Source organism: Palleronia sp. LCG004 (assembly GCF_032931615.1).
GTDB lineage: Bacteria > Pseudomonadota > Alphaproteobacteria > Rhodobacterales > Rhodobacteraceae > Palleronia.
Genome location: NZ_CP136759.1, coordinates 2,694,012 through 2,719,582 on the forward strand (window position 1 = coordinate 2,694,012; position 25,571 = coordinate 2,719,582).

Here is a 25,571-nt window from a genome sequence, read left to right on the forward strand (position 1 = left end):
ATTTTTGCGCGGAACTCCATGGCGAGGAGCGTTCGCGGATTATATAGACTCCCGATGGACAGATCGGCAGGACAAAAAAGCGCGGCATCGTACCTCTATCCGCGCATAGACCCGTTCGACCAGCGCATGATGGCGGTCGGCGACGGACACTCGGTCTATGTCGAGCAATGCGGCAACCCCGACGGCATTCCCGTGGTCGTGCTGCATGGCGGGCCGGGCGGCGGCTGTTCGCCCTCGATGCGGCGTTATTTCGACCCGGAAATCTATCGGATCGTGCTGTTCGACCAGCGGGGCTGCGGGCGGTCTCGCCCCCATGCGAGCGTCGAGGACAACACGACCTGGCACCTCGTTGCGGATATCGAGAGGATCCGCGATGCGCTGGAAATCGGAAAATGGATGGTCTTCGGCGGAAGCTGGGGCGCGACGCTCGCGCTCATCTACGCGCAGACCCATCCCGAGGCCGTGCGCCATATCATCCTGCGCGGCGTCTTTCTGATGACCGAGGCCGAGCTCGAGTGGTTCTATGCGGGCGGGGCCGGCCGGTTCTGGCCCGATGTCTGGTCGCGCTTCGTCGATCCGGTGCCGGAGGAGGAGCGAGGCGATTTGATCGCGGCCTATCACAGGCGGCTCTTTTCCGGCGACAGCGTGACGGAAACCCGGTTTGCGCGGACCTGGACCTCGTGGGAGAACACGCTCGCCTCGATCGACACGGACGGGCCCGGCGGCGAGAGCCCGGGCGACTACGCACGCGCCTTCGCGCGGCTCGAGAATCACTATTTTACGCATCGCGGATGGCTGGACCATGACGGGCAGATCCTGGACCGGATGGACCGGATCGCGCATCTTCCGGGTCATATCGTGCAGGGTCGCTATGACATGATCTGTCCGCCGCGTTCGGCTTGGCGGCTGCACGAGGCGTGGTCGGGATCGGTGCTTCGGATGGTGCCGCGGGCGGGACACGCGCTGTCGGAACCCGGGATCAGTGCCGCGCTGGTCGGAATCATGGACGCGCTGCGCCAGGAGGGCTGACCGGCTTTGCCGTCAGGCCGAGATCCGGAGGTCGTCCACGGCCGGTCCTTCGGGAAGAAGCCTTTCTACCAGTGCGATCAATTCGCCGCGATCGACGGGTTTGGTGAGGACCGCGTCGAAAAGAGATTCCTGCGAATCGTAGGCCGCGGACATGAGCACCGTCGCGATCCGGGACTGATGCGGATCGGCCTGCATCGCCTCCAGCATCCCGAGTCCGTTGAGGTTGGGCATGTGCATGTCGATGAAGGCAAGATCGACACGATTGCCCGCAAGCAGTTCGAGAGCCTCGCGGCCATCTTCCGCCTCGAGGATCGTGGCATGGGTCGGTTCCAGGAACTTGCGCACGATCATCCGGTTCACCTGCGCGTCGTCGACGATGGCGATGGTGCGCCCGGTCAGGTCGGGAAGCGTGTCGGGTGTCTCGGCCGATCCACGGGGGAACTGGGCGATCGGCGAGGGAATCTCGACCGTGAACTTCGTGCCGCGGCCGAGGCGCGACATGACGGATACGTCGCCCCCCATGGCCCGCGCGAGATCGCGGGCGATCATCAGGCCGAGGCCCGATCCGATCCCGGCCTTCGACGGATCGTCATCGAGCTGGCGATAGGGGTCGAAGATCGTCGCGAGCGCGTCGTCCCTGATGCCGGTCCCGGTATCCCGCACGGCGATGGAGAGCCACGGCGCCTGTCTGCGGTACTGGGTCGAGACGGTGAGGACGATTTCGCCCTCGTGGGTGTATTTGAGCGCGTTCGAGACGAGATTGCAGAGGATCTGCCGCACGCGCACCGGATCGACGAGGACGCAATCGGGATTTTGTCCGAGGAATTCTGTCCTGAGGTCGAGCCCGGCCTGACGGGCGCTGTCGCGGTAGAGACCTTCGACCGCGGAGACCAGATCGTGGATGACCGTGGGACGCGGCGCGATGGTGAACTTCCCCTCGGTGAGCTTCGCATGATCGAGCATGTCGCTGACCAGCGCGTTGAGGTTCTGGCAGGACATGCCCAGGACCTTGGCGCGCTCGCGCTCGGCCGGGAGGGTCGCTTCCTGTTCGAGGATCTGCGCGATCCCGAGAACGCCGTTGAGCGGGGTGCGGATCTCGTGCCCGATCGTGGCGAAGAAGCGTTCGCGCGTCCGGAGGGCCTCGTGGGCCGTCCGTTCCGCCTGGGTGAGATCCTTCTTCTGCCTGATGGCGGATCTGAAGATGGTCGCGACGTAGGTTCCGGTCATGAGGACGACGATGGCGCAGGACATCAGTTCGATCCGCGACGTGCCGAAATCGGCGAGCATGACCGGCGTGTAGAAGACACACAGAAGCAGCGGTGCCGCCGAGGAAAACCCGATGAGGTTCTTGTCGGTACGCAGAACCGCGCAATGCAGCATTGCCGTCCAGAGGAGGGCCTGCGCCGTGAAGAAGATGACCACTTCCTCCGAGGCCATCATGTTGAAGATCAGCACGGCGAGGAGCGACGTGTAGATCGAACAGAGCGCGCAATACGACAGATAGGCCGCGAGCGAACGTCCGCGCAGCATCCGGTTCTCGAGCCGCCAGGCCCCGAAATCGAGCGCGATCATCGCCATCAGGACGTAGATGCCCCAGATATACGGATCGAGCATCTGCGTGATGAGGATGACGACCCCCGCCACGACGTTGCGCACGGGCCGATCCCCCTGGATCCGTTCGATCTGTCGTACCAGCGGCGTGCGGTGCATCTGTTGCGGCTCCGTATCTGCCGGCACAACGTGGCGGGGAGAGATTAAGATTGGCTTCACGCGGGCCGGCCCTTGCAATTCCGCGCATCGGGGGGTAGGTGGGATGCAACACGCGGCGCATCGGGGTCCAAACCCGGTCCCCACCGATCCATCGTAACGGGCCGCGGCCCGTTTTTTTGTGTTTGTGAGGCAATCCATGTCCGATCTGATCGCCAAAGCCAGCATCGACCGCCGCCTCGCCGAGATCATCACGCCGGTGATCGAGGGGATGGGGTACGAACTCGTCCGCGTCCGCTACATGGGTGGCAAGACGCCGACAGTGCAGATCATGGCCGATCGCCCCGAGGGCGGGATCGAGGTCGACGATTGCGGCGACATCTCGACCGCGGTATCGGCGCATCTCGACGTCGAGGATCCGATCGAGGAGGCCTACACGCTCGAGGTGTCGAGCCCGGGGATCGACCGGCCGCTGACCCGGCTGAAGGATTTCGAGGCCTGGGAGGGCTACGTCGCCAAGGTCGAGACCGACGAGATGATCGACGGCCGCAGGCGGTTCAAGGGCACGCTCGCCGGGACCGAAGGAGGCGAGGTCCTGATCGAGATCGAGGAGGGGACGATCGGGCTCAGGTTCGACTGGATCTCGGACGCGAAGCTCGTGCTTACCGACGATCTGATCCGCGACGTGCTGAAATCCCGCAAGAATGCCGGCGAGATCGACGAGGCGCAATTCGACGAGATCGAGACCATCATCGACAGCGAAGACGATGCGCGTCTTCCCGACCAGAAGGATCACTGAGACCATGGCCATCACATCCGCAAACCAGCTCGAGCTTCTCCAGACCGCCGAGGCCGTCGCGCGCGAGAAGATGATCGACCCCGCGCTGGTCGTCGAGGCGATGGAAGAGAGCCTCGCCCGTGCGGCGAAGTCGCGCTACGGCGCGGAAATGGACATCCGCGTCTCGATCGACCGCAAGACAGGCCGCGCGACGTTCACCCGCGTGCGTACCGTGGTCGAGGATGAGGAACTCGAGAATTACCAGGCCGAGATGACGGTCGAGACCGCGAAGCAGTATCTTGACGACCCGCAGATCGGCGACACCTTCGTCGAGGAGGTCCCGCCGGTCGAGATGGGCCGCATCGCCGCGCAATCGGCCAAGCAGGTGATCCTGCAGAAGGTCCGCGAGGCCGAGCGCGACCGGCAGTACGAGGAATTCAAGGACCGCGCCGGCACGATCATCAACGGCATCGTCAAGCGCGAGGAATACGGCAACGTCATCGTCGATATCGGCGCGGGCGAGGCCGTGCTGCGCCGCAACGAGAAGATCGGCCGCGAGAGCTATCGCCCGAACGACCGGATCCGCGTCTACATCAAGGACGTGCGCCGCGAGGTGCGGGGCCCGCAGATCTTCCTCAGCCGGACCGACCCGCAATTCATGGCCGAGCTCTTCAAGATGGAAGTGCCCGAGATCTACGAGGGCGTGATCGAGATCAAGGCCGTCGCCCGCGATCCGGGAAGCCGCGCCAAGATCGGCGTGATCTCCTACGACAGCTCGATCGACCCCGTGGGGGCCTGTGTCGGCATGCGCGGCAGCCGCGTCCAGGCCGTGGTCAACGAGCTTCAGGGCGAGAAGATCGACATCATTCCCTGGAACGAGGACATGCCCACCTTCCTCGTCAACGCGCTCCAGCCCGCCGAGGTGACAAAGGTCGTGCTCGACGAGGAGGCCGAGCGGATCGAGGTCGTCGTGCCCGAGGAGCAGCTTTCGCTGGCGATCGGGCGGCGCGGACAGAACGTGCGGCTCGCCTCGCAGCTGACCGGGCTCGACATCGACATCATGACCGAGGAAGAGGAATCGGCGCGCCGTCAGGCCGAGTTCGAGGAGCGTACCAAGCTCTTCGTCGATACGCTCGACCTCGACGAGTTCTTCGCGCAGCTTCTGGTCTCGGAGGGGTTCACCACGCTCGAGGAGGTCGCCTATGTCGAACCCGACGAGCTGACGGTGATCGACGGGGTGGACGACGACACGGCCGAGGAGCTCCAGGCCCGGGCGCGCGACTATATCGAGGAACAGAACCGCAAGGCGCTCGACGCGGCGCGGGCGCTGGGCGTCGAGGAGAGCCTCATCGAGTTCGAGGGGCTGAACCCGCAGATGATCGAGGCGCTGGCCGGCGACGGCATCAAGACGCTCGAGGATTTCGCCACCTGTGCCGATTGGGAACTTGCCGGCGGCTGGACCACGGTCGACGGCGAGCGTCACAAGGATGACGGTGTGCTCGAACCCTTCGGTGTGGATCTCGAGGAAGCGCAGGCCATGGTCATGACCGCGCGGATCCAGCTCGGCTGGGTCGATCCCGACGATCTGGCGGGAGCCGACGACGCCGAGGCCGGCAGCACAGAGATCGCCGAGGAGAACGAAGCCTGAGCCGCAACGCACATATCACCGATCCGGAACGAAAATGTCTCGTTTCGGGCGAGGTTTCTCCGAAAAGGGGCCTGGTACGGTTTGTGTTGGGCCCCGGCGATACCATATACCCTGACGTGGCTGGAAAACTGCCGGGCCGTGGGATGTATGTGAGCGCGGATCGCGAAGCGCTCGAGACCGCGGTGAACCGCAAGCTTTTCTCGAAGGGGGCGAAGCGTCAGGTCGGCATTCCCGACGGACTGATCGCCGCGGTCGAGGATGGTCTGTTGCGCCGGGTGCTCGACAGGATCAGCATGGCCCGAAAGGCGGGACGTGCGGTAACCGGCTTCGAGAAGGTCAAGGACTGGCTCGACAAGGATCAGGTCGCAATCCTGTTGCAAGCCTCCGACGGATCCGAGCGCGGCAAGTCTAAGTTGTACCGTCCGGGAGGACGCGGATCCTTTTTCGATATCCTGACCGCCCGGGAATTGGGTTTGTCCTTCGGGCGGGAACGTGTGATACATGCGGCGCTTGCCGCCGGCCGTCTGACCGATTTGTTCCGGGATGACGCAGTCCGGCTTTCAGGCGTCCGCAGGTCTGAAAAGCAAACTGGCGGGAACGATCCGGTTCCCGGAAAGGTATAGAAGATCCGATGAGTGAGAATGACGGCAAGAAGACGCTCGGTGTCCGCGGCGGTCCGCGTTCCGGTCAGGTGAAGCAGAGTTTCAGCCACGGCAGGACGAAGAGCGTCGTGGTCGAGACCAAGCGCAAGCGCGTCGTGGCCCCGAAGCCCGCCGCGGGAAAAGCCGAGGGCGGAGGGCGGTCGACGCCCGTCGGAGGTGATCCGAAGAAGCGCCCCGCAGGGATCTCCGACGCCGAACTCGACCGTCGGATGCGTGCCCTCGCCGCCGCAAGGGCGCGCGAGAGCGAGGAAGCCGCGGCGCGCGAGGCCGAGGAGAAGGCCCGCGCCGAGGAGCGTGAGCGCCGTCGTGCCGAGATCGAGGCGAAGGAGCGCGAGGAGCGCGAGCGCGAAGAGGCTCTGAAGGCGAAAGCCGAAGAGGACGCGCGCCGTCTCCGCGAGGACAACGAGGCCAAGGCCCGTGCCGCCGAGCCCGCCGCCGATCCGGCGGAAGCCGAAGCGCGCGCCGCACGTACCCAGAAGCCCGCACCGGCCCGCGCCCCCGAGCGCGAGCGCGACAAGCCCGCCAAGCCCGCGAAGGTGGGCGGCGAGAAGCGCCGGTCCGGCAAGCTGACCGTCAACCAGGCGCTTTCGGGCGGCGAGGGCGGCCGGCAGCGGTCGATGGCATCGATGAAGCGCCAGCAGGAGCGCGCCCGCAAGAAGGCGATGGGCCAGCAACAGGACCGCGAGAAGGTGACGCGCAACGTCAACCTTCCCGAGGCGATCATGGTGAGCGAGCTTGCCAACCGGATGAGCGAGAAGGTCTCGGACATCGTCAAGGCGCTGATGCAGAACGGCATCATGGCGACGCAGACCCAGACGATCGACGCCGACACCGCGGAACTCATCATCGAGGAATTCGGCCACCGCGTGGTCCGCGTCAGCGATGCGGACGTGGAGCAGGTGATCGATCAGGTCGCGGACAGCCCGTCCGATCTGAAACCGCGTGCGCCGATCATCACCGTGATGGGCCATGTCGACCACGGCAAGACATCGCTTCTGGACGCCATCCGCCACGCGCGGGTCGTGCAGGGCGAAGCGGGCGGCATCACGCAGCATATCGGTGCCTACCAGGTCGAGCAGGGCGACGCGACGCTGACCTTCCTCGATACGCCGGGCCACGCGGCCTTCACGTCGATGCGCGCCCGCGGCGCGCAGGTGACGGATATCGTGGTGCTGGTCGTGGCCGCCGACGATGCGGTCATGCCGCAGACGATCGAGGCCATCAATCACGCCAAGGCGGCGAAGGTGCCGATGATCGTGGCGATCAACAAGATCGACCGCCCCGACGCCAACCCCGACAAGGTCCGGACGGACCTCCTCCAGCACGAGGTGATCGTGGAGAAGATGTCGGGCGACGTGCAGGACGTCGAGGTTTCGGCCGTGAACGGCCAGGGTCTCGACCAGCTGCTCGAGGCGATCGCGCTGCAGGCGGAGCTGCTCGAACTCAAGGCCAACCCCGAGCGGTCGGCACAGGGTGCCGTCATCGAGGCGCAGCTCGACGTGGGTCGCGGCCCGGTCGCGACGGTTCTCGTGCAGAACGGGACGCTGCGCCGTGGCGACATCTTCGTCGTGGGCGAGCAGTGGGGCAAGGTCCGCGCCATGGAGAACGATCAGGGCGAGCGGGTCAACGAAGCCGGTCCGTCGGTTCCGGTCGAGGTGCTCGGCCTCAACGGCACACCCGAGGCGGGCGACGTGCTGAACGTCGTCGAGACCGAGGCGCAGGCCCGCGAAATCGCGGAATACCGTGCCAATGCCGCCCGTGACAAGCGCGCGGCGGCCGGTGCGGCGACCACGCTCGAGCAGCTGATGGCGAATGCCAAGGCGAACGAGAACGTGGCCGAGCTGCCGATCCTCGTGAAGGCCGACGTCCAGGGGTCCGCCGAGGCGATCACCCAGGCGATGGAGAAGATCGGCAACGACGAGGTGCGCGTGCGCGTGCTCCATTCCGGCGTCGGCGCCATCACCGAGACGGATGTGGGTCTTGCCGAGGCGTCCGGAGCCCCGATCATGGGCTTCAACGTCCGTGCCAATGCCAGCGCCCGGAACACGGCGAACCAGAAGGGCGTCGAGATCCGTTATTACAGCGTGATCTACGACCTCGTCGACGACGTGAAGAAGGCGGCATCCGGTCTGCTGTCCGCGGAGGTTCGCGAGAACTTCATCGGGTATGCCCAGATCAAGGAAGTGTTCCGCGTCACCAAGGTCGGCAACGTTGCAGGGTGCCTCGTGACCGAGGGGATCGCGCGACGCTCGGCCGGTGTGCGCCTGCTGCGCGACAACGTCGTGATCCACGAGGGTACGCTGAAGACGCTGAAGCGCTTCAAGGACGAAGTCGCCGAAGTGCAGTCGGGTCAGGAATGCGGCATGGCATTCGAGAATTACGACGACGTTCGCCCCGGCGACGTCATCGAGATCTTCGAGCGCGAAGAGGTCGAGCGCAACCTCACCTGATCGCGGAAATACGAATGCAAAAGGCCCTGACGACATCGTCGTCAGGGCCTTTTTCGTGTCGTCCTAGAGCCAGTCGCGCAGGATCGGGATGAGGGGCAGATCGGCCGGCGGCATGGGATAGTCGCGCATGTCGCGCGGGCGGACCCATTTCAGCACCTGCCCCTCGCGCGCGCTGGGTAGGCCCTGCCATTTCCGGCAGGCGAAGAGTGGCATGAGGAGGTGGAAATCATCGTAGCCGTGCGATGCGAAGGTGAGGGGCGCCAGGCAGGACTGCCAGGTGTCGATCCCGAGCTCTTCGGAAAGCTCGCGGATGAGGGCGGCCTCGGGGGTTTCGCCGGGCTCGACCTTGCCGCCCGGAAATTCCCAGAGGCCCGCCAGAGACTTGCCTTCGGGGCGTTGGGCGAGGAGCACACGCCCGTCCGTGTCGATGAGCGCGACGGCCGAGACGAGGACGATCTTCATCGGGCTGCCGGTCTCACGACCGGTAATCGGCGTTGATCGTGATGTAGCCATGCGTGAGGTCGCAGGTCCAGACGGTCGCGGCCCCGTCGCCGAGGCCCAGATCGACGCCGACCTCGATCTCGCGCCGCTTCATGTGGGCGGCACCGGCTTCTTCGGTGTAGCTTTCGGCGACCCAGCCGTCCTCGGCCACGAGCACGTCACCGAACCGGATCGACAGCCGGTCCCGATCGGCCTGCGCGCCGGATTTGCCGACGGCCATCACGATGCGGCCCCAGTTCGGGTCCTCGCCCGCGATGGCCGTCTTGACGAGCGGTGAGTTGGCGATCGACATCGCGACCTTGCGGGCGTCGTCGTCGTCGGCCGCGCCACTGACGGCGACGGTGATGAACTTGCTGGCCCCCTCGCCGTCACGCACGACCTGATGGGCGAGCTCGAGCATGAGGTCATGGAGCGCCAGTTCGAACGGGCCTCCGCGCTCGGTCACCTGCGGGCCCTTCATCGTCGCGGCGGCGAGCAGCGTATCCGAGGTCGAGGTGTCGCTGTCGACGGTGATGCAGTTGAACGTCGCATCGGAGGTGGCCCCGACGATGTCCTGCAGGAGGGGCTGCGCGATCGTCGCGTCCGTGAAGATGTAGACGAGCATCGTCGCCATATCAGGCGCGATCATGCCCGACCCCTTGGCGATGCCCGCGATGCGGATCGTGCCCTCGGGGGTCTCGACCTCGCGGGCGGCACCCTTGGCGAAGGTGTCGGTCGTCATGATGGCGCGCGCCGCATCGGGCAAGTTCGCCGGGCCGAGCCCGCCGACGAGGCCGTCGATCGCCGCACGGATGCGGTCGTCGGGCAGGCGTTCGCCGATGACGCCGGTCGAGGAGGTGAAGACGCGCGCGGGCGGCACGTCGCAGGCGGAGGCGACGGCCTCGCAGATCCGCGCGACCGAGGCCTCTCCGGCGCGTCCCGTGAAGGCGTTGGAATTGCCGGAATTCACGAGGATGGCCGCGCCGCTTTCGGGATCGCCGCCGAGTTTCGCCTGGCAATCGAGAACCGGGGCCGACCGGGTCGCCGAGCGTGTGAACACGCCCGCGATGGAGGCACCGGGATCGAGCACGGCCAGCATGACATCCGTGCGGTCGGCGTATCGGACGCCGGCCTGGGCGGTCGAAAGCCTCAGGCCCGCGATTTCGGGCAGATCGGGAAAACGGTCGGGCGCGAGCGGAGAAAGCGTCGGCATTCGGTCTTATCGCCCCAGAAGCGAGGTGTCGTTGATGATCGAGGGGTCGAAATCGGTATCGGACATCTCGATATCGGCAGCCTCGCGCGCGGCGGTGATCTGTTCCGCGATGCGGGTGTTGAGGATCTGGCGACCGAGTTGCTCGCGCACCTCCTCGAGCGGGGGAGCCTCGGCGTTGCGGCTGTCGTTCAGCCGGATGACGTGCCAGCCGAATTCCGTCTGGACCGGCCCGGCGAGATCGCCCACCGACATGTCCTGCACTGCCTGATCGAAGGCCGGCACCATCTGGCCGGGGCCGAACCAGCCGAGCTCTCCGCCGGAGGGGCCGGAGGGGCCGGTCGAGTTCGCCCGTGCGAGCTCGGCGAAATCGGCACCGCCCTCGAGCTCCTCGAGAAGGGCCTGAGCCTCTTCCTCGGTTTCCACGAGGATGTGCGAGGCGTTGTATTCCTGCGTCCCCTCGAAGCCGCCGAAGGCCTCCTCGTAGGCGGCGCGGATTTCCTCGTCGCTCACCTCTTCCTGCGAAAGTTCGTTCACGGCGGCGCGTGCCAGGAGCGAGCGCTCTTCGTTCTCGAGATAGAAGCGGTCGGCATCGTCGAGCGTCCGACCGGCGGCCAGCGTCGTCATCGACAGCATCTGGTCGAGGATCGCGTCGTAAAGCTGTTCGGGCGGCATCTGGCCGGCCTGCTCGCCCAGCGATTGACGATAGGCAATCATGTTGCCGAGGGTGATCTCGACGCCATCGACCGTCGCCACGACGGTCGAGGCATCCTGCGCCGCGAGCGGCCCGGCGAGGCCGACCGAGAGGGCGCAGATCGCGGCGCGGAGCTTCAGTTTGGACATCGCTTCGGTCCTTATACTTCGGGGCACCCTGTCGGGGCCGCCGTTGACACGGTGATGGGCGCCCCTTACATCGCTTGCAGCCTTTGAAGGGGGGACTCGCGCCTTTCCTACGCGTGCGCACTCTGTCCGGCAAGCGCGTCGTCCTCCGACACGATGCCATCAGGAGATATCATGCTGGGTCTGGGAACTGTCGCCAAGAAGGTGTTCGGCACGCCGAACGACCGCAAGATCAAGGCCACGCGGCCGATCGTGGATCGGATCAACGCGCTCGAGGCCGAGTTCGAGGCGAAATCGGACCAGGATCTCAAGGACAAGACGCGCGAGCTGATCGCGCGCGCCGAGACCGAAAAGCTCGACGATCTGTTGCCCGAGGCCTTCGCCAATTGCCGCGAGGCCGCGCGGCGCGCACTGGGCCTGAGGGCCTTCGACGTGCAGCTCATGGGCGGCATCTTCATGCACCAGGGCAACATTTCCGAGATGAAGACGGGCGAGGGCAAGACGCTGGTCGCGACCTTCCCCGCCTATCTGAACGCGCTGGCGGGCAAGGGCGTCCACATCGTCACGGTCAACGACTACCTGGCCAAGCGCGACTCGGAATGGATGTCGAAGGTCTACAATGCGCTGGGAATGACCTGCGGCGTCGTCTATCCGCAGCAGCCCGACGAGGAGAAGCGCCACGCCTATCGCTGTGACGTGACCTACGCGACGAACAACGAGCTCGGCTTCGACTACCTTCGCGACAACATGAAGGGCGAGCTGAAGGACATGTACCAGCGCGGGCATTTCTTCGCGATCGTCGACGAGGTGGACAGCATCCTGATCGACGAGGCGCGCACGCCGCTGATCATCTCGGGGCCGGCGCAGGACCGCTCGGAGCTGTACCGGACGATCGACGCGGTGATCCCGCATCTGCAGGACGATCACTTCAAGCTCGACGAGAAGACGCGAAACGTCACCTACACCGACGAGGGCAACGAGTTCCTGGAGCAGCACCTGCTGCAGGCGGGCATCCTGCCCGAGGGCCAGTCGCTCTACGATCCCGAATCCACCACCATCGTCCATCACGTCAATCAGGGCCTGAGGGCGCACAAGCTCTTCAACCGCGACAAGGACTACATCGTCCGGAACGGCGACGTGGTCCTGATCGACGAGTTCACCGGCCGCATGATGGCCGGACGGCGGCTGTCGGACGGTCTGCACCAGGCGATCGAGGCGAAGGAGGGGCTGGAGATCCAGCCCGAGAACGTGACGCTCGCCCAGGTGACGTTCCAGAACTACTTCCGGCTCTACGAGAAACTCGGAGGGATGACGGGAACCGCCCTGACCGAGGCCGAGGAATTCGCAGAGATCTATCGCCTCGGCGTCGTCGCGGTGCCGACGAACCGCCCCGTCGCGCGCGAGGATCAGCACGACGCGGTCTATCGCACGGCGCGCGAGAAATACGAGGCGATCGTCGCCTCCATCAAGGAAGCGCACGAGCGCAAGCAGCCGATCCTCGTCGGCACGACGTCGATCGAGAAATCCGAGTTCCTGTCGAACCTCCTCAAGAAGGAGGGCCTGCCGCACAACGTGCTGAACGCACGTCAGCACGAGCAGGAGGCGCAGATCGTCGCAGATGCCGGCAAGCTCGGGGCGGTGACGATCGCGACGAACATGGCCGGTCGCGGCACCGATATCCAGCTCGGCGGGAATGTCGAGCTGAAGGTGCTGCAGGCGCTCGAGGCCGATCCCGACGGCGACCCCGAGGAGATCCGCGCCCGCATCGCGGCCGAGACGGCCGACGAGAAGGAAAAGGTCAAGGAAGCGGGGGGGCTCTATGTTCTCGCGACCGAACGCCACGAGAGCCGGCGGATCGACAACCAGCTGCGCGGCCGGTCGGGTCGCCAAGGGGATCCGGGCAAGTCGTCGTTCTTCCTCTCGCTCGAGGACGACCTGATGCGGATCTTCGGCTCGGAGCGGCTCGAGAACGTGCTGCAGAAGCTCGGGATGCAGGAAGGCGAGGCGATCGTTCACCCGTGGGTCAACAAGTCGCTCGAAAAGGCGCAGGCGAAGGTCGAGGGGCGCAACTTCGACATCCGCAAGCAGCTGCTGAAGTTCGACGACGTGATGAACGACCAGCGCAAGGTGATCTTCGGCCAGCGCCGCGAGATCATGGAGGCCGAGGATCTGGGCGAGATCGCTCGCGACATGCGCCTTCAGGTGATCGACGATCTTGTGGACCAGTACATTCCGGCCAAGAGCTATGCCGACCAGTGGGACGGCGAGGGGCTTTATGTCGCCGTGCTCGAGCAGCTCGGGCTCGACGTGCCCATCATCGCATGGACCGAGGAGGACGGGGTCGACGACCAGGCGATCCGCGAGCGTCTGTACGAGAAATCCGACGAGTTCATGGCCGAGAAGACGAAGCAGTTCGGCCCCGAGAACATGCGTGCGATCGAGAAGCAGATCCTGCTCCAGACGATCGACACCAAGTGGCGCGAGCATCTTCTGACGCTGGAGCATCTGCGTTCGGTCGTGGGATTCCGCGGCTACGCACAGCGCGACCCGCTGAACGAGTACAAGAACGAATCCTTCCAGCTTTTCGAGACGATGCTCGATTCGCTGCGCGAGGACGTCACGCAGAAGCTGTCGCAGATCCGCCCCCTGAGCGAGGAGGAGCAGCGCCAGATGATCGCCCGGATCGAGGCGCAGCGCGCGGCGACGCAGAAACAGGCCGAGGCGTCCCCCCCGCAGGGCGAGGCGCAGGCAGAGGCCGCGGCCCCGGGCTTCGTCGAGGCCGATCCGGAGACCTGGGGGAATCCGGGGCGCAACGATCTCTGCCCCTGTGGATCGGGCCGGAAATTCAAGCATTGCCACGGTCAACTGGCCTGAGCACGATCCCTCAAGCGGGAGGATGCCTGGGGGAGGCACGGGTTTCATGCGACGAGTTGGTGCGGCCATTCTGTGGCTCTGGATCGCCGTGCCGGGGGTCGCGTGTTCCCAGGAGGTGACGCTCGAGGCGCGCGACGGCGCGCTTTCGATCAGCGGTCGGATTTTGGGGTACGACGGCACCTTCTACCGTCTTGAGACCGAGTTCGGTGAGGTCAGCGTCGATGGCACGCGGGTCACCTGCACCGGTGCCGCCTGTCCGGATATCGATGCCTTTGTGCCGGAACTGAGGATCTCCGGCAGCGCGGCGGTGGGCGATATCCTCCTTCCCGTCCTACTCGAGACGTTCGCGGTGAGGCGGGGCCTTTCGCTCACGCGCGTGGATAGCGCGGACGACACGACGTTCGAGATCCGGGAGGAAGCCGACGGCGCGATCCTGTCGAGGGTCACGCTGACGCTCAGCACGTCGGACGAGGGGTTTGCGGATCTCATCGCGGACGAGGCCGATCTCATCGTTTCGCGTCGGGAAATCACGACGGACGAGGCGCTTTTCGCGCGTCAGGCCGGTCGTGGCGATCTGACCAATGCCGGCCGCTCGCGGATTCTCGCGCTCGACGCCATCGTGCCGGCCGTGGCGGTGGGCAATCGCGTCGGCACGATCTCGATCGATGCGCTGCGCGCTGTCGTCTCGGGCGAGATCGTCGACTGGACCGACCTCGGCGGCGATCCCGGCTCCATTCGCCTTCACGTGACCGATCCGGGATCGGGGCTCCTGCAGGCGTTCCTTCGTCTTGCGATGCAACGCGGCGAGGTCGCCCTGCCGGGCGGGACGGTGGTGCACGAGGATGACGCGACCCTCGCGATGGCCGTCGCCGAAGACCCCGCCGCCCTCGGACTCGCCGCGTTCTCGAGGCTCGGGAACGTGCAGCCGCTGATCGTCGCGGGGCAATGCGGCAAGCGGGTGGAGGCCGATTTCCTGACGCTCAAGAGCGAGGATTATCCGCTGACGGCCCCGATCTTTCTCTATGCGCCGATGCGGAGGCTGAGCGGTCTTGCCCGTGACTTCGTGGAATACGTGACCTCTCCCGCCGCGCAACCGGTGATCCGACGGGCGGGCTTCGTCGATCAGTTTCCCGAGGCCATACCGCTCGAAGCACAGGGTCGCAGGCTCGCCTACGCGATCTCGAGCGCGGGAGAGCAGGTCTCTCTCCAGGATCTGCAACGGCTGGTGGAGGCCATGGACGGCAAGGTGCGCCTGTCGCTGTCTTTCCGCTTCGAGGGTGGCTCGACGGAGCTCGATGCGCAGAGCCGGGCGAATGTCGAGCTTCTTGCCGAAGCGCTGGAGCGCGGGGTCTTTGACGATCGCAGTCTGACCTTCGCGGGGTTCTCGGACGGGGCCGGCGATGCACTGACGAACCTTTCGCTGTCACGCGACCGGGCGGGCGTGGTCCGCGATGCGGTCCGGGCCGCGATCGACGATCTCGATCGAGACCTGGTCTCGCTCGAGACGGCGGCCTTCGGCGAGGCCATGCCGATGGCATGCGACCGGACAGATTGGGGCGCCCGAGTCAATCGGCGGGTCGAGGTCTGGCTCGACTGACAGCCTAGAGATAGCCCGATGCGCGGAAGCTGAGTTCGGTCGCGCGTCCGACGATCAGGTGATCGTGGAGCGTCATGCCCATCACCTCGCAGGCGCGGTCGATCTGTGCGGTCATGTCGATGTCGGCCTGCGACGGGGTGGGATCTCCGGATGGATGGTTGTGCACGAGGATGAGTGCCTTTGCATTGAGCTCCAGCGCGCGCTTGATCACCTCGCGGGGATAGACGGGCACGTGATCGACGGTGCCGCGGGCCTGTTCCTCGTCGGCGATGACAGTGTTCTTCGTGTCGAGAAAGAGGATGCGGAACTGCTCGGTCTCGCGGTTGGTCATCGTCATATGGCAATAGTCGAGAAGGGCCTGCCAGTCGCCGACCACATGGCGATGGAGGATGCGGGAACGTGCGATCCGGTGGGCGACCGCCTCAGACAGCTTCAGCTCTTGAACGACGGACGGGCCGACATCGGGCAGCTTGAGCAATTGATGCGCGGGGGCGGCAAGAACGCGGCCGAGATCGCCGAACCGGTCGATCAGCGTACGGGCGAGCGGCTTGACGTCGCGCCGCGGGATCGCCCGGAAGAGGATGAGTTCGAGCATCTCGTAATCGGGCAATGCCCCCGGCCCGCCTGTCATGAACCGTTCGCGCAGGCGCGCGCGGTGATCGCGGAGGTAGGACGGAACGCTTTCGCCTTTCGCCACCGTGACTTCGTCGGGCGCGAAAAGCGGCAGGTCGGTCTCTGACGGCGGGGTGTTGCGCGATCTCATGCCGCCATCTTAGGCGGCGGGCGATTTAGGATCGGTTAGCGCGGCCCGTCGAAAAAAGCCCCCGCAGCGATGCGGGGGCTTAAGGATCACTGGTTCAGGCCGTCCCAGAAGGTCTTCACCTTGCGAAAGAACCCCGTGCTTTCGGGATTGTTGTCCTCGCTCATGTGATTGAACTCCCGAAGAAGCTCCTTCTGCTTTCCGGTAAGGTTCACCGGAGTCTCGACGGCGAGTTCGATATACATGTCGCCCGCACCGCCGCCACGCAGGTGGGGCATGCCCTTGCCACGCAGGCGCATCTGCTTGCCCGACTGGCTGCCGGCGGGGATCTTGACGCGGGAGCGTCCGCCCTCGATCGTCGGGACCTCTATGTCGCCGCCGAGTGCCGCATCCGTCATCGACACAGGTACCCGGCAAAAGAGGTTCTCGCCCTCACGCTGGAAGAGCGTGTGCGGCTCGACCTCGATGAAGATGTAGAGATCGCCCGACGGTCCGCCACGCAGGCCGGCCTCCCCCTCTCCGCCGAGGCGGATCCGGGTTCCGGTCTCCACACCCGCGGGAATGTTGACCGACAGGGCGCGATCGCGTTCGACGCGTCCGGCACCACCACAGGCATTGCAGGGATTCTTGACGATCTGGCCGGCACCGGAACAGGTCGGACAGGTCCGCTCGACCGTAAAGAAGCCCTGCTGGGCGCGCACCTTTCCCATCCCCGAACAGGTGGGGCAGGTGGTGGGTTCGGCACCGCCTTCGGCACCGGAGCCTTCGCAGACGCCGCAGGTGACAGCGGTCGGTACGGTGATCGTCTTCTGAAGGCCCTTGTGCGCCTCTTCGAGCGTCACCTTCATGTTGTAGCGCAGATCGGAGCCGCGTGTCGCGCGCTGCCCGCCGCCACGCCGCTGTCCGCCCATGATGTCGCCGAAGAGATCGTCGAAGACGTCGGAAAAGGCGGAGGCGAAGTCGCCCTGGCCACCGTAGCCGCCGGCACCAGGCCTGCGACCTCCGCCACCTCCGCCCACGCCGCCTTCGAACGCGGCATGGCCGAAGCGGTCATAGGCCGCCTTCTTCTCGGCGTCCTTCAGGACTTCGTAGGCTTCGTTCGCTTCCTTGAACTGGGTCTCGGCCTTGGGGTTGTCGGCATTCCGGTCGGGATGAAGTTCCTTGGCCTTCTGGCGATAGGCCTTCTTGATCTCGTCGGCGGAAGCACCCTTCGAAACGCCGAGAATCTCGTAGAAATCGCGTTTTGCCATATCAATCGTCCTTCACGTGAAAGGGCCGACCCGATGGATCAGGCCGGCCCCCATCCGAGGAGCAAGAGCGCCTTAAGAGGCCCGCTTGTCGTCGTCGAGATCTTCGAAGTCGGCGTCCACGACATCGTCGTCCCCGTCCGAGGAGGACCGGGTCTCGGTCTCGTCGCCGCTGTCGGCCTTCTCCTGCTCGGCCTTGTAGATGGCCTCGCCGAGTTTCATGGAGGCCTCGCTCACGTTCTGGATGCCGGACTTGATCTTGCCCGCGTCGTCGGTCTCGAGCTGCTCCTGCAGGTTCGAGATGGCGAGTTCGATCGCCTCGACGGTCGAGGGATCGACCTTGTCCTTGTGCTCCTCGAGCGACTTCTCGGTCGAGTGGATGAGGCTCTCGGCCTGGTTGCGTGCCTCGACAAGTTCCTTGCGGCCCTTGTCCGCCTCGGCATTCTCCTCGGCTTCCTTGACCATCTTCTCGATCTCGTCGTCCGACAGTCCGCCCGACGCCTGGATCGTGATGTTCTGCTCTTTGCCGGTGCCCTTGTCCTTGGCAGAGACAGACACGATGCCGTTGGCGTCGATGTCGAAGGTCACCTCGATCTGCGGCATGCCGCGCGGCGCGGGCGGAATGTCCTCAAGATTGAACTGGCCGAGCATCTTGTTGTCGGCCGCCATCTCGCGCTCGCCCTGGAAGACCCGGATCGTCACCGCATTCTGGTTGTCCTCGGCGGTCGAGAAGATCTGGCTCTTCTTGGTCGGGATCGTGGTGTTGCGGTCGATGAGACGGGTGAAGACACCACCCAGCGTCTCGATCCCGAGCGACAGCGGCGTCACGTCGAGAAGCACGACATCCTTGACGTCGCCCTGAAGCACGCCTGCCTGGATCGCTGCACCAAGCGCCACGACCTCGTCCGGGTTCACGCCCTTGTGCGGCTCCTTGCCGAAGAACTTCGTCACTTCCTCGACGACCTTCGGCATCCGGGTCATGCCGCCGACCATCACGACCTCGTCGATCTCGCCCACGGAGATGCCCGCATCCTTGATCGCCGCCTTGCAGGGCGCGATGGAGTTCTTGATCAGGTCGCTCACGAGGCTTTCGAGCTTCGCACGCGTCAGCTTCATGACCATGTGCAGCGGCTGACCGTTCGAGCCCATCGAGATGAACGGCTGGTTGATCTCGGTCTGGCTGGAGGACGACAATTCGATCTTGGCCTTCTCGGCGGCTTCCTTGAGCCGCTGGAGCGCCATCTTGTCCTGCTTGAGGTCGGTGCCGTGCTCTTTCTTGAACTCCTCGGCGAGGTAGTTGACGATCCGCATGTCGAAGTCCTCGCCGCCGAGGAACGTGTCCCCGTTGGTGGACTTCACTTCGAAGAGGCCGTCGTCGATCTCGAGGATCGTGATGTCGAACGTGCCGCCGCCGAGGTCATAGACCGCGATCGTCTTCGTCTCTTTCTTGTCGAGACCGTAGGCCAGTGCCGCCGCGGTCGGCTCGTTGATGATGCGCAGCACCTCGAGGCCCGCGATCTTGCCCGCGTCCTTCGTCGCCTGCCGCTGCTGGTCGTTGAAGTAGGCGGGAACCGTGATCACGGCCTGCGTCACTTCCTCGCCGAGGTAGCTCTCGGCCGTTTCCTTCATCTTCTGCAGAATGAAGGCGGAAATCTGGGAGGGAGAATACTTCTCGCCACGCGCCTGAACCCAGGCGTCGCCGTTCGAACCCTCGATCACGTTGTAGGACAGGTTCTGCTTGTCCTTCGCGAGTTCGGGGTCGTCGTTGCGGCGGCCGATCAGGCGCTTGACCGCGAAGATCGTGTTGTCGGCGTTTGTGACCGCCTGACGCTTGGCGGATTGGCCGACGAGACGCTCTTCCTCGGTGAAGGCGACGATCGACGGGGTCGTCCGGGTGCCTTCGGCGTTCTCGATCACGCGGGGCTGGCTGCCGTCCATGATGGCGACGCAGCTATTGGTGGTTCCAAGGTCGATACCGATGACTTTGGCCATGTGTCATTTCCTCTTGCTAGGCGATATACTTGCGGTCAGGCCCGGTTTGGCACCCGACCGGCGATCCCATTCCCCGGGTTTTACGCCCTCGGGGTCGGCGTTGAGGCGCTATATAGGAATGGGATTTCAGGGCTGCAAGCGATGTGCCGCGGGGAGGGGCCAGTCTTTTGAAGCGTGAATTGCCCGGGGCGGAGACGCTCGATCTCGGCGGGGTGGCGATCCACCGCGGCTTCCTGGGCCCCGAGGCGCAGGCCGCCGCCGTAGATGCGCTCCGCCAGGTTGCCGCCGCTGCCCCGTTCCTGCGGCCCGAGACGTCGCGTGGCAAGAAGATGAGCGTTCGAATGACGTCGGCAGGGCAGGTGGGCTGGATCAGCGATCGTCGTGGATACCGTTATGACGCGGCGCATCCCGCCGGCACCGAATGGCCGCCGATCCCCGATGTCTTTCTCGACCTCTGGGCCGAAGTCGCGGAATGCAAGCGGCCGCCCGATACGTGCCTCGTCAACTTCTATGGCGAAGGGGCTAGAATGGGCCTGCACCAGGATCGCGACGAGGCGTCGACCGACTTTCCGGTCGTGTCGCTTTCGCTCGGCGACGATGCGCTTTTCAGGGTCGGTGGCCTCGAGCGTCGCGATCCCACGCGGTCGATCTGGCTCGGATCGGGAGATGTCGCGGTACTGGGCGGCGCGGCGCGGATGGTCTATCACGGGATCGACAGGATCCGCTTCGGATCGAGCAATCTCTTGCCGGAAGGCGGGAGGATCAACGTCACGTTGCGGGTCGCGACCGAAACCTGCCGCCACGGATAACCTTGCCGTTTGCACGCGGCGAACTCATAACGGGGGCGTGAAAGCGCAGCCCGCGATGTCGAAAGGACAGCAGATGGATCACGAGCTTCTGGTCAGGACGATGCGCAGGCTCGCCCTCGATGCGGGCGAGGCCATCATGGACATCTATTCGCGCGAAGATTTCGACGTCAGGACCAAGCTGGACGAAAGCCCCGTCACGGCGGCCGACGAAGCCGCCGACGCCGTGATTTCGTCTGGATTGCGTGCGGCCTTTCCGGACGTGCCCCTGGTGACCGAGGAGCAATCCGCATCCCACGATCAGGACGTCGACACCTTTCTCATCGTCGATCCGCTCGACGGGACCAAGGAATTTGTCCAAAGGCGCGGCGATTTCACCGTCAACATCGCCTATGTCGAGAATGGCCGACCGATCCGCGGGGTGGTCTTCGCCCCCGCCAAGCGGCGTCTTTTCTACACGATGGCGGACGGCACGTCGGTGGAGGAGACGGGTGAACTCGGCCGCGGTGAGGCTGGGGAAGTCACGCCGATCGGGGTGTCGAAGCCGGACAATTCCGCGCTCATGGTCGTGGCCTCGAAATCCCATCGCGACAGCGCGACGGACGACTACATCGCGAAATACGACGTGCGCGACATGAAGAGTGCGGGATCGTCGCTCAAGTTCTGCCTGGTCGCGACCGGTGAGGCGGATCTCTATCCACGGCTCGGACGGACGATGGAATGGGACACGGCGGCCGGTCATGCGGTTCTCGCCGGTGCGGGCGGACATGTCGTCCGGTTCGACGATCACGACGATCTGCTCTATGGAAAGGCGGGTTTCGAAAATCCGTTCTTCATCGCTCATGCGCCCGGGGTGAACCTGCGGCAGGCGTGATCGTTGCAGAATATCCAGGGCTTACATTCAACCGGTTCGCCAACCTGGGCGGGCTTCAATGATCGAGGACTTTCAGATGGTCAAATCCGTTACCAAAGCCGTTTTCCCCGTTGCGGGTCTGGGAACGCGGTTCCTCCCGGCGACGAAGTCGATTCCGAAGGAGATCATGACGCTCGTCGATCGTCCGTTGATCCAGTACGCGATCGACGAGGCGCGCGGTGCCGGTATCACCGACTTCATCTTCGTCACCTCGCGCGGGAAATCCGCGCTTGAGGATTATTTCGACCGCGCACCCGAACTCGAACATGCGCTCGAGGCGAAGGGAAAGACCGACCTCATGGAGGTCCTCGAGAACACCAACATGCCGTCGGGCGCGATTTCCTACGTGCGTCAGCAGCAGGCCATGGGGCTCGGGCACGCGGTCTGGTGCGCCCGCCGCCTGATCGGCGACGAGCCCTTTGCGGTGGTTCTGCCCGACGACGTGATCGCCTCCGACGAGCCGGTCCTTGCCCAGATGATCGAGGCCCATAACGAGATCGGTGGCTGCATGATGGCTGCGATGGAGGTCGAGGCCGACAAGGCGAGCGCATATGGTATCCTCGATCCCGAGAGCCGCGACGGCAACGTCGTCAAGGTGAAGGGCATGGTCGAAAAGCCCGATGCCGGAACGCAGCCCTCCAATCTTGCCGTGATCGGACGTTACATTCTGACGCCCGACGTGCTCGACAGCCTGCACGAGACCGGGCGCGGTGCGGGGGGTGAGATCCAGCTTACCGATGCGATCGCCGAGCAGATCGGCAAGGATCCCGGTGTTTCCGGCCTCATCTTCGACGGCGAGCGTTTCGATTGCGGTTCCAAGGGCGGCTTCCTGCAGGCAACCGTCGCCTTCGGCATGGCGCGGGGCGATCTGGGCCCGGAATTCAAGGACTATCTTCGCGGCCTCAAGATCGACGGATAATCCATGACCAACGTGCTGGTAACGGGCGGTGCGGGCTATATCGGCTCGCATGCCTGCAAGGTTCTCGCCCAGGCGGGATACACGCCCGTGACTGTCGACAACCTGTCGACGGGCTGGCGCGATGCTGTCCAGTTCGGTCCGTTCGAGCAAGCCGATCTTCTGGATCGCGAGGCACTCGACCGGATCTTCGGGAAGTATTCGCCCGTCGCGGTCATGCATTTCGCGGCATTGTCGGACGTGGCGGAATCGGCCCGCGACCCGGGCCGGTACTGGCGCGTCAATGTCGGCGGTTCGCTCAATCTCGCCGAAGCGGCGGTGGCGGCGGAGTGCCGTCACTTCGTCTTCTCCTCCACCTGCGCGACCTACGGGGATCAGGACGGCGTCCTTCTCGACGAGGAGACGGAACAGCGTCCGATCAATGCCTACGGCGCATCGAAACGCGCGGTCGAGGCGATGCTGCAGAACTTCGAAACGGTCTATGGGCTGAAATCGGTGATCTTCCGCTATTTCAACGTCGCGGGTGCCTCGCCGGATGGAGACGTGGGAGAGCATCACCGCCCGGAGACACATCTGATACCCCTGATGCTCGACGCTATCGACGGAAAGCGGCCTGCGCTGACGATCTTCGGCGAGGATTACGAGACGCCCGACGGAACATGCATCCGCGACTACGTCCACGTCATGGACCTCGTAGATGCGCATCTGAAAGGGCTGGAATGGCTGCGGGACGAGCGCGGCAGCCGCGTCTTCAACCTGGGCACGGGGTCGGGATTTTCCGTCAAGCAGGTCGTCGAACACTCTGCGGGCGTAACCAATCGCGAGGTTCCCATCGACAAGGGTCCCCGGCGTGCGGGCGATGCCGTGGCGCTGGTCTCGGGATCACGACGGGCCGGAACGGAACTCGGCTGGACCCCCGAGCGATCGACCCTCGATCGAATGATCGGAGATGCGTGGCGGTGGCATCAGTCCGGGTCCTACGAAAAATAATTCGATACTGACATTCGTGCCGGACGAAAGCGTCGAGTTCCTCTCGACGCATCGATGCGCTGTAGGTGAGCTTGGAATCGCTAGAAGGAGGCGTCCGGTCAAATGACACGTGCGGCTCAGGCCGCGCGTGTCACGCTCCGATCGGTCAGGACGGCGTGCAGAGTTTGCGGATGGTCATTCGCACGGAGCTTGGCGCAAAGTTCCGGATCGCGGAGCGTCCGCGAGACGGATGCAAGCGCCTTGAGATGCTCGACCCCCGCACTCGACGGTGCCAGCAAGCAGAAGACCAGATCGACCGGCTGGCGATCGACCGAGGCGAAATCCACGGGATGCTCGAGCTTCAGGAAGAGCCCGCGCACCCTGTCGAGCCCGTCGAGCCGAGCGTGGGGCAGTGCTACACCGTGCCCCACGCCGGTCGGACCCAGCTTTTCACGTACCATCAGTGCCTCGCTCGTCATCTCGGAATCGAGCCCGTGCACCTCGGCCGCAAAATCGCCGAGCGTGTTGAACAGCCGCTTCTTGCTGGTGATCGAGGCGACCACCCGGACTGAATCGAGCGTGAGCAAGTCTGAAAGAGTCATGAAAGCCTGTCTGACTGTGCCTGACGCGGTGTCAGGTCGCTACGTTGGGGTCGATCCAACCTATGTTGCCGTCATCTCTGCGATAGACGACGTTCACGACGTTCGCCTGACTGTCATTGCGAAATACCAGCACAGGTGCCCCCGCCAGTTCCATCTGCATCACCGCTTCACCCACCGAAAGAGACGGAATATGCGTCTCCATCTCCGCCACGATGATCGGCGTCAGGGTATCGGGTTCCTCCGTGTCGTCGGACCCGTCGGCGTTCGTTCCGGCGAGGATATACGAGGACGCTCCCGAGAGTTCAACCGGGTGCGACCGCTCCTGATGATGGTTCTTCAATCTGCGCTTGTAGCGGCGAAGCTGCTTTTCCATCTTGGCGTTCGCCGCGTCGAAGGCGGCGTAGATCTCGGTGCCCTTGGCCTTGGCCTGAACGGTAATGCCGCTGGAAAGATGCAGCACCGTCTCGCAGGCATATTCGTACGCGTCCTTGGAAAAGACGATCAGAGCGTCGGTAGGCCGGGTGGGATATTTCGAGATCACCACCTCGATCTCGGACTTGCAATGGGATTGCAGAGCTTCGCCGATATCTATCTGCTTGCCGCTGATCTGATAACGCATGATCGGTCCTTTCGGGGTGGTCGGAGGGCGACATCTGCTGCCGGGTCGCTCCATGGATGCCGGCTGCCTGACCTCAGGGAGGTCAGGGCACCAAGCCGCTGTTAACACTCGATTAATGCGTGTTCCTTGCGTGTCAGAACGGCTCTCAGCCTAACTATTTGGGACCGGTTTGGATCCCTCTGTCAAGACATGCGCCGCCGGTGATGCGTCTCAGCCGAGTTCGAAGCTGCGCCCCAGATAGACGCGCTTCACATCCTCGTCTGCCACCACCTCGGCAGCCGTACCGCTCTTCAGGACTGTTCCGTCGTGGAGAATGTAGGCGCGATCTACAATTGAGAGGGTCTCGCGGACGTTGTGATCGGTGATAAGCACGCCGATTCCGCGTTCGGTCAAATTCGCGACAAGTGAACGGATATCGCCGACCGCGATCGGATCGACGCCGGCGAAAGGCTCGTCCAGAAGCAGGTATTTCGGATCGGCGGCGAGGCATCTCGCGATCTCGGCGCGTCGCCGTTCGCCGCCGGAAAGCGCCGGCGCGGGGGTCTTGCGGAGATGTTCGATCGAGAATTCGGCCAGCAACGTCTCGAGCCGCCTGCGCCGCTTGCCGCGGTTCGATTCGGTCAGTTCGAGGATGGCCATGATGTTGTCCTCGACCGACAATCCACGAAAAATCGAATTCTCCTGCGGGAGATAGCCGATACCGAGCCGGGCACGGCGATACATGGGCAACTGCGTGATCTCGCGCCCGTCGACCAGAACCGATCCAGCCTCGGGGACGACGAGGCCCGCGATCGCATAGAAGCAGGTCGTCTTTCCCGAACCGTTCGGCCCGAGCAGCGCCACGACTTCACCGCGATCGAGCGAGAGGCTTACGTCGCGGATGACCGGTCGCCTGCGATAGCTCTTGCGCAGGTTCCGCACGATGAGGCCATGCCCCCCCGCCGGGAATGTCGCGTCCTGATCCGACACCTATCGCGTGCCGGTCTGGAAGATGGTCCGCACGCCGCCCTGGAGCCGGCCGGTTCCCGAGGCGAGATCGATCGTCAGTTCATTCGACGACAGCGCGTTGGGGCCCTGTGTCAGGATGACGTCTCCGCGCATCACGACCTCGCCGGCCTCGATGTCATAAACGGCCTCCTCGGCCTCGGCCGCGTCCCCTCCGTTGACGAGGGTCACGCCACCTGTGGCCCTAAGTTCCTGGATGGTGCCCGATGATGCGCCGCCCGCCGCATAGACGACGCGCATTTCCTGAGCGGAAAGCCGCATTTCGCCCTGCGAGACAAGGACGTTGCCCGTGAAGGTCGCGCTTCCGTCCGACTGGCTGACCTGCAGCGCGTCCGACGTGATCTCGACGGGTAGCGAGGTGTCTTGGCGGAGTCCCCCGAACTCGATGGCCGTTCCCTGGGCCAGGCCGGGTACAGCGGAAATGGACAGGAAGGCCCCGAAAAGAAGGCCGGCCATCGCTTTCATCG

General features: G+C 64.7%; 22 protein-coding genes. 11 read left to right on the forward strand and 11 right to left on the reverse strand.

The features are described from left to right. Positions 1 to 54 precede the first annotated feature (54 nt). Complete coding sequence (pip, locus tag RVY76_RS13185) at positions 55 to 1,029, forward strand: prolyl aminopeptidase (RefSeq protein WP_317374586.1); 975 nt, start codon at positions 55 to 57, stop codon at positions 1,027 to 1,029. A gap of 12 nt (positions 1,030 to 1,041) precedes the next feature. On the opposite strand, the gene RVY76_RS13190 is transcribed toward pip, so the two are convergent. Next, entirely contained in the window at positions 1,042 to 2,739 is a 1,698-nt protein-coding gene (locus RVY76_RS13190; RefSeq protein WP_317374588.1) for an ATP-binding protein, read from the reverse strand. 196 nt (positions 2,740 to 2,935) lie between these two features. On the opposite strand from RVY76_RS13190, the gene rimP reads away from it, so the two are divergent. The 4 genes from rimP to infB are packed head-to-tail and all read left to right on the forward strand — an operon-like array spanning position 2,936 to position 8,274. Next, positions 2,936 to 3,535: a ribosome maturation factor RimP gene (gene rimP, locus RVY76_RS13195; protein WP_317374590.1), complete on the forward strand. Its 600-nt coding sequence runs from the start codon at positions 2,936 to 2,938 to the stop codon at positions 3,533 to 3,535. Positions 3,536 to 3,539: 4 nt separating this feature from the next. Beyond that, positions 3,540 to 5,162, forward strand: a complete 1,623-nt coding sequence (gene nusA, locus RVY76_RS13200; protein WP_317374591.1) for a transcription termination factor NusA — start codon at positions 3,540 to 3,542, stop codon at positions 5,160 to 5,162. Continuing rightward, positions 5,159 to 5,785: an RNA-binding protein gene (locus RVY76_RS13205; protein ID WP_317376771.1), complete on the forward strand. Its 627-nt coding sequence runs from the start codon at positions 5,159 to 5,161 to the stop codon at positions 5,783 to 5,785. Before nusA ends, RVY76_RS13205 begins: the two co-directional genes overlap by 4 nt. A gap of 8 nt (positions 5,786 to 5,793) precedes the next feature. Further along, positions 5,794 to 8,274 (forward strand): translation initiation factor IF-2, encoded by a 2,481-nt coding sequence (infB, locus tag RVY76_RS13210; protein ID WP_317374593.1) that lies wholly within the window; start codon positions 5,794 to 5,796, stop codon positions 8,272 to 8,274. Positions 8,275 to 8,337: 63 nt separating this feature from the next. Here infB and RVY76_RS13215 read toward each other — a convergent pair whose 3' ends face one another. The 3 genes from RVY76_RS13215 to RVY76_RS13225 are packed head-to-tail and all read right to left on the reverse strand — an operon-like array spanning position 8,338 to position 10,807. Then, positions 8,338 to 8,736 carry a (deoxy)nucleoside triphosphate pyrophosphohydrolase gene (locus RVY76_RS13215; RefSeq protein ID WP_317374594.1) on the reverse strand — a complete coding sequence of 133 codons (399 nt, stop codon included), beginning with the start codon at positions 8,734 to 8,736 and terminating at the stop codon, positions 8,338 to 8,340. A gap of 13 nt (positions 8,737 to 8,749) precedes the next feature. Continuing rightward, positions 8,750 to 9,967, reverse strand: coding sequence for a bifunctional glutamate N-acetyltransferase/amino-acid acetyltransferase ArgJ (gene argJ, locus RVY76_RS13220; protein ID WP_317374595.1), 1,218 nt, complete (start codon positions 9,965 to 9,967; stop codon positions 8,750 to 8,752). A gap of 6 nt (positions 9,968 to 9,973) precedes the next feature. Further along, the gene (locus RVY76_RS13225) at positions 9,974 to 10,807 is read right to left on the reverse strand and encodes a peptidylprolyl isomerase (RefSeq protein WP_317374596.1); all 834 of its coding nucleotides are present in this window, start codon (positions 10,805 to 10,807) and stop codon (positions 9,974 to 9,976) included. Between the two features lie 171 nt (positions 10,808 to 10,978). Here RVY76_RS13225 and secA point away from each other — a divergent pair, with 171 nt between their 5' ends. Further along, on the forward strand, positions 10,979 to 13,678 hold the full coding sequence (gene secA / locus RVY76_RS13230; protein ID WP_317374597.1) for a preprotein translocase subunit SecA: 2,700 nt from the start codon (positions 10,979 to 10,981) through the stop codon (positions 13,676 to 13,678). Between the two features lie 46 nt (positions 13,679 to 13,724). Further along, a complete protein-coding gene (locus tag RVY76_RS13235) occupies positions 13,725 to 15,275 on the forward strand; it encodes a phosphate ABC transporter substrate-binding/OmpA family protein (protein WP_317374599.1) in 1,551 nt (516 codons plus the stop codon). Between the two features lie 4 nt (positions 15,276 to 15,279). Here RVY76_RS13235 and radC read toward each other — a convergent pair whose 3' ends face one another. The 3 genes from radC to dnaK form a co-directional block, all read right to left on the reverse strand. After that, positions 15,280 to 16,038: a RadC family protein gene (gene radC, locus RVY76_RS13240; protein WP_317374600.1), complete on the reverse strand. Its 759-nt coding sequence runs from the start codon at positions 16,036 to 16,038 to the stop codon at positions 15,280 to 15,282. An 86-nt stretch (positions 16,039 to 16,124) separates the two neighbouring features. Continuing rightward, positions 16,125 to 17,285 carry a molecular chaperone DnaJ gene (dnaJ, locus tag RVY76_RS13245; RefSeq protein WP_317374602.1) on the reverse strand — a complete coding sequence of 387 codons (1,161 nt, stop codon included), beginning with the start codon at positions 17,283 to 17,285 and terminating at the stop codon, positions 16,125 to 16,127. A gap of 72 nt (positions 17,286 to 17,357) precedes the next feature. Further along, positions 17,358 to 19,274 (reverse strand): molecular chaperone DnaK, encoded by a 1,917-nt coding sequence (dnaK, locus tag RVY76_RS13250; RefSeq protein WP_317374604.1) that lies wholly within the window; start codon positions 19,272 to 19,274, stop codon positions 17,358 to 17,360. Positions 19,275 to 19,441: 167 nt separating this feature from the next. Between dnaK and RVY76_RS13255 the strand changes: the two genes are divergently transcribed. The 4 genes from RVY76_RS13255 to galE all read left to right on the forward strand — a co-directional run bounded on the left by RVY76_RS13255 (position 19,442) and on the right by galE (position 22,899). Continuing rightward, entirely contained in the window at positions 19,442 to 20,083 is a 642-nt protein-coding gene (locus tag RVY76_RS13255) for an alpha-ketoglutarate-dependent dioxygenase AlkB (RefSeq protein ID WP_317374606.1), read from the forward strand. 73 nt (positions 20,084 to 20,156) lie between these two features. After that, positions 20,157 to 20,954 (forward strand): 3'(2'),5'-bisphosphate nucleotidase CysQ, encoded by a 798-nt coding sequence (gene cysQ, locus RVY76_RS13260; RefSeq protein WP_317374607.1) that lies wholly within the window; start codon positions 20,157 to 20,159, stop codon positions 20,952 to 20,954. Between the two features lie 76 nt (positions 20,955 to 21,030). Next, positions 21,031 to 21,912, forward strand: coding sequence for a UTP--glucose-1-phosphate uridylyltransferase (locus RVY76_RS13265; RefSeq protein WP_317374609.1), 882 nt, complete (start codon positions 21,031 to 21,033; stop codon positions 21,910 to 21,912). 3 nt (positions 21,913 to 21,915) lie between these two features. Further along, positions 21,916 to 22,899 (forward strand): UDP-glucose 4-epimerase GalE, encoded by a 984-nt coding sequence (gene galE, locus RVY76_RS13270; protein WP_317374610.1) that lies wholly within the window; start codon positions 21,916 to 21,918, stop codon positions 22,897 to 22,899. Between the two features lie 116 nt (positions 22,900 to 23,015). On the opposite strand, the gene RVY76_RS13275 is transcribed toward galE, so the two are convergent. From RVY76_RS13275 to RVY76_RS13290, 4 genes are all read right to left on the reverse strand, one after another. After that, positions 23,016 to 23,480 (reverse strand): PTS sugar transporter subunit IIA, encoded by a 465-nt coding sequence (locus RVY76_RS13275; RefSeq protein ID WP_317374612.1) that lies wholly within the window; start codon positions 23,478 to 23,480, stop codon positions 23,016 to 23,018. 31 nt (positions 23,481 to 23,511) lie between these two features. Further along, entirely contained in the window at positions 23,512 to 24,099 is a 588-nt protein-coding gene (gene hpf, locus RVY76_RS13280) for a ribosome hibernation-promoting factor, HPF/YfiA family (RefSeq protein ID WP_317374613.1), read from the reverse strand. Between the two features lie 210 nt (positions 24,100 to 24,309). Next, positions 24,310 to 25,068: an LPS export ABC transporter ATP-binding protein gene (gene lptB, locus RVY76_RS13285; protein ID WP_317374615.1), complete on the reverse strand. Its 759-nt coding sequence runs from the start codon at positions 25,066 to 25,068 to the stop codon at positions 24,310 to 24,312. Then, entirely contained in the window at positions 25,069 to 25,560 is a 492-nt protein-coding gene (locus RVY76_RS13290) for an LptA/OstA family protein (protein ID WP_317376772.1), read from the reverse strand. It abuts the gene before it with no gap. Between the last annotated feature and the right edge of the window lie 11 nt (positions 25,561 to 25,571).

What these genes read in the sequence shown, in the direction of transcription:
- pip (WP_317374586.1), top strand. Translation starts at nt 55, where the DNA reads ATGGACAGATCGGCAGGACAAAAAAGCGCGGCATCGTACCTCTATCCG.
- RVY76_RS13190 (WP_317374588.1), bottom strand. Translation starts at nt 2,739, where the DNA reads ATGCACCGCACGCCGCTGGTACGACAGATCGAACGGATCCAGGGGGAT.
- rimP (WP_317374590.1), top strand. Translation starts at nt 2,936, where the DNA reads ATGTCCGATCTGATCGCCAAAGCCAGCATCGACCGCCGCCTCGCCGAG.
- nusA (WP_317374591.1), top strand. Translation starts at nt 3,540, where the DNA reads ATGGCCATCACATCCGCAAACCAGCTCGAGCTTCTCCAGACCGCCGAG.
- infB (WP_317374593.1), top strand. Translation starts at nt 5,794, where the DNA reads ATGAGTGAGAATGACGGCAAGAAGACGCTCGGTGTCCGCGGCGGTCCG.
- RVY76_RS13215 (WP_317374594.1), bottom strand. Translation starts at nt 8,736, where the DNA reads ATGAAGATCGTCCTCGTCTCGGCCGTCGCGCTCATCGACACGGACGGG.
- argJ (WP_317374595.1), bottom strand. Translation starts at nt 9,967, where the DNA reads ATGCCGACGCTTTCTCCGCTCGCGCCCGACCGTTTTCCCGATCTGCCC.
- RVY76_RS13225 (WP_317374596.1), bottom strand. Translation starts at nt 10,807, where the DNA reads ATGTCCAAACTGAAGCTCCGCGCCGCGATCTGCGCCCTCTCGGTCGGC.
- secA (WP_317374597.1), top strand. Translation starts at nt 10,979, where the DNA reads ATGCTGGGTCTGGGAACTGTCGCCAAGAAGGTGTTCGGCACGCCGAAC.
- RVY76_RS13235 (WP_317374599.1), top strand. Translation starts at nt 13,725, where the DNA reads ATGCGACGAGTTGGTGCGGCCATTCTGTGGCTCTGGATCGCCGTGCCG.
- radC (WP_317374600.1), bottom strand. Translation starts at nt 16,038, where the DNA reads ATGAGATCGCGCAACACCCCGCCGTCAGAGACCGACCTGCCGCTTTTC.
- dnaJ (WP_317374602.1), bottom strand. Translation starts at nt 17,285, where the DNA reads ATGGCAAAACGCGATTTCTACGAGATTCTCGGCGTTTCGAAGGGTGCT.
- dnaK (WP_317374604.1), bottom strand. Translation starts at nt 19,274, where the DNA reads ATGGCCAAAGTCATCGGTATCGACCTTGGAACCACCAATAGCTGCGTC.
- cysQ (WP_317374607.1), top strand. Translation starts at nt 20,157, where the DNA reads ATGGATCACGAGCTTCTGGTCAGGACGATGCGCAGGCTCGCCCTCGAT.
- RVY76_RS13265 (WP_317374609.1), top strand. Translation starts at nt 21,031, where the DNA reads ATGGTCAAATCCGTTACCAAAGCCGTTTTCCCCGTTGCGGGTCTGGGA.
- galE (WP_317374610.1), top strand. Translation starts at nt 21,916, where the DNA reads ATGACCAACGTGCTGGTAACGGGCGGTGCGGGCTATATCGGCTCGCAT.
- RVY76_RS13275 (WP_317374612.1), bottom strand. Translation starts at nt 23,480, where the DNA reads ATGACTCTTTCAGACTTGCTCACGCTCGATTCAGTCCGGGTGGTCGCC.
- hpf (WP_317374613.1), bottom strand. Translation starts at nt 24,099, where the DNA reads ATGCGTTATCAGATCAGCGGCAAGCAGATAGATATCGGCGAAGCTCTG.
- RVY76_RS13290 (WP_317376772.1), bottom strand. Translation starts at nt 25,560, where the DNA reads ATGGCCGGCCTTCTTTTCGGGGCCTTCCTGTCCATTTCCGCTGTACCC.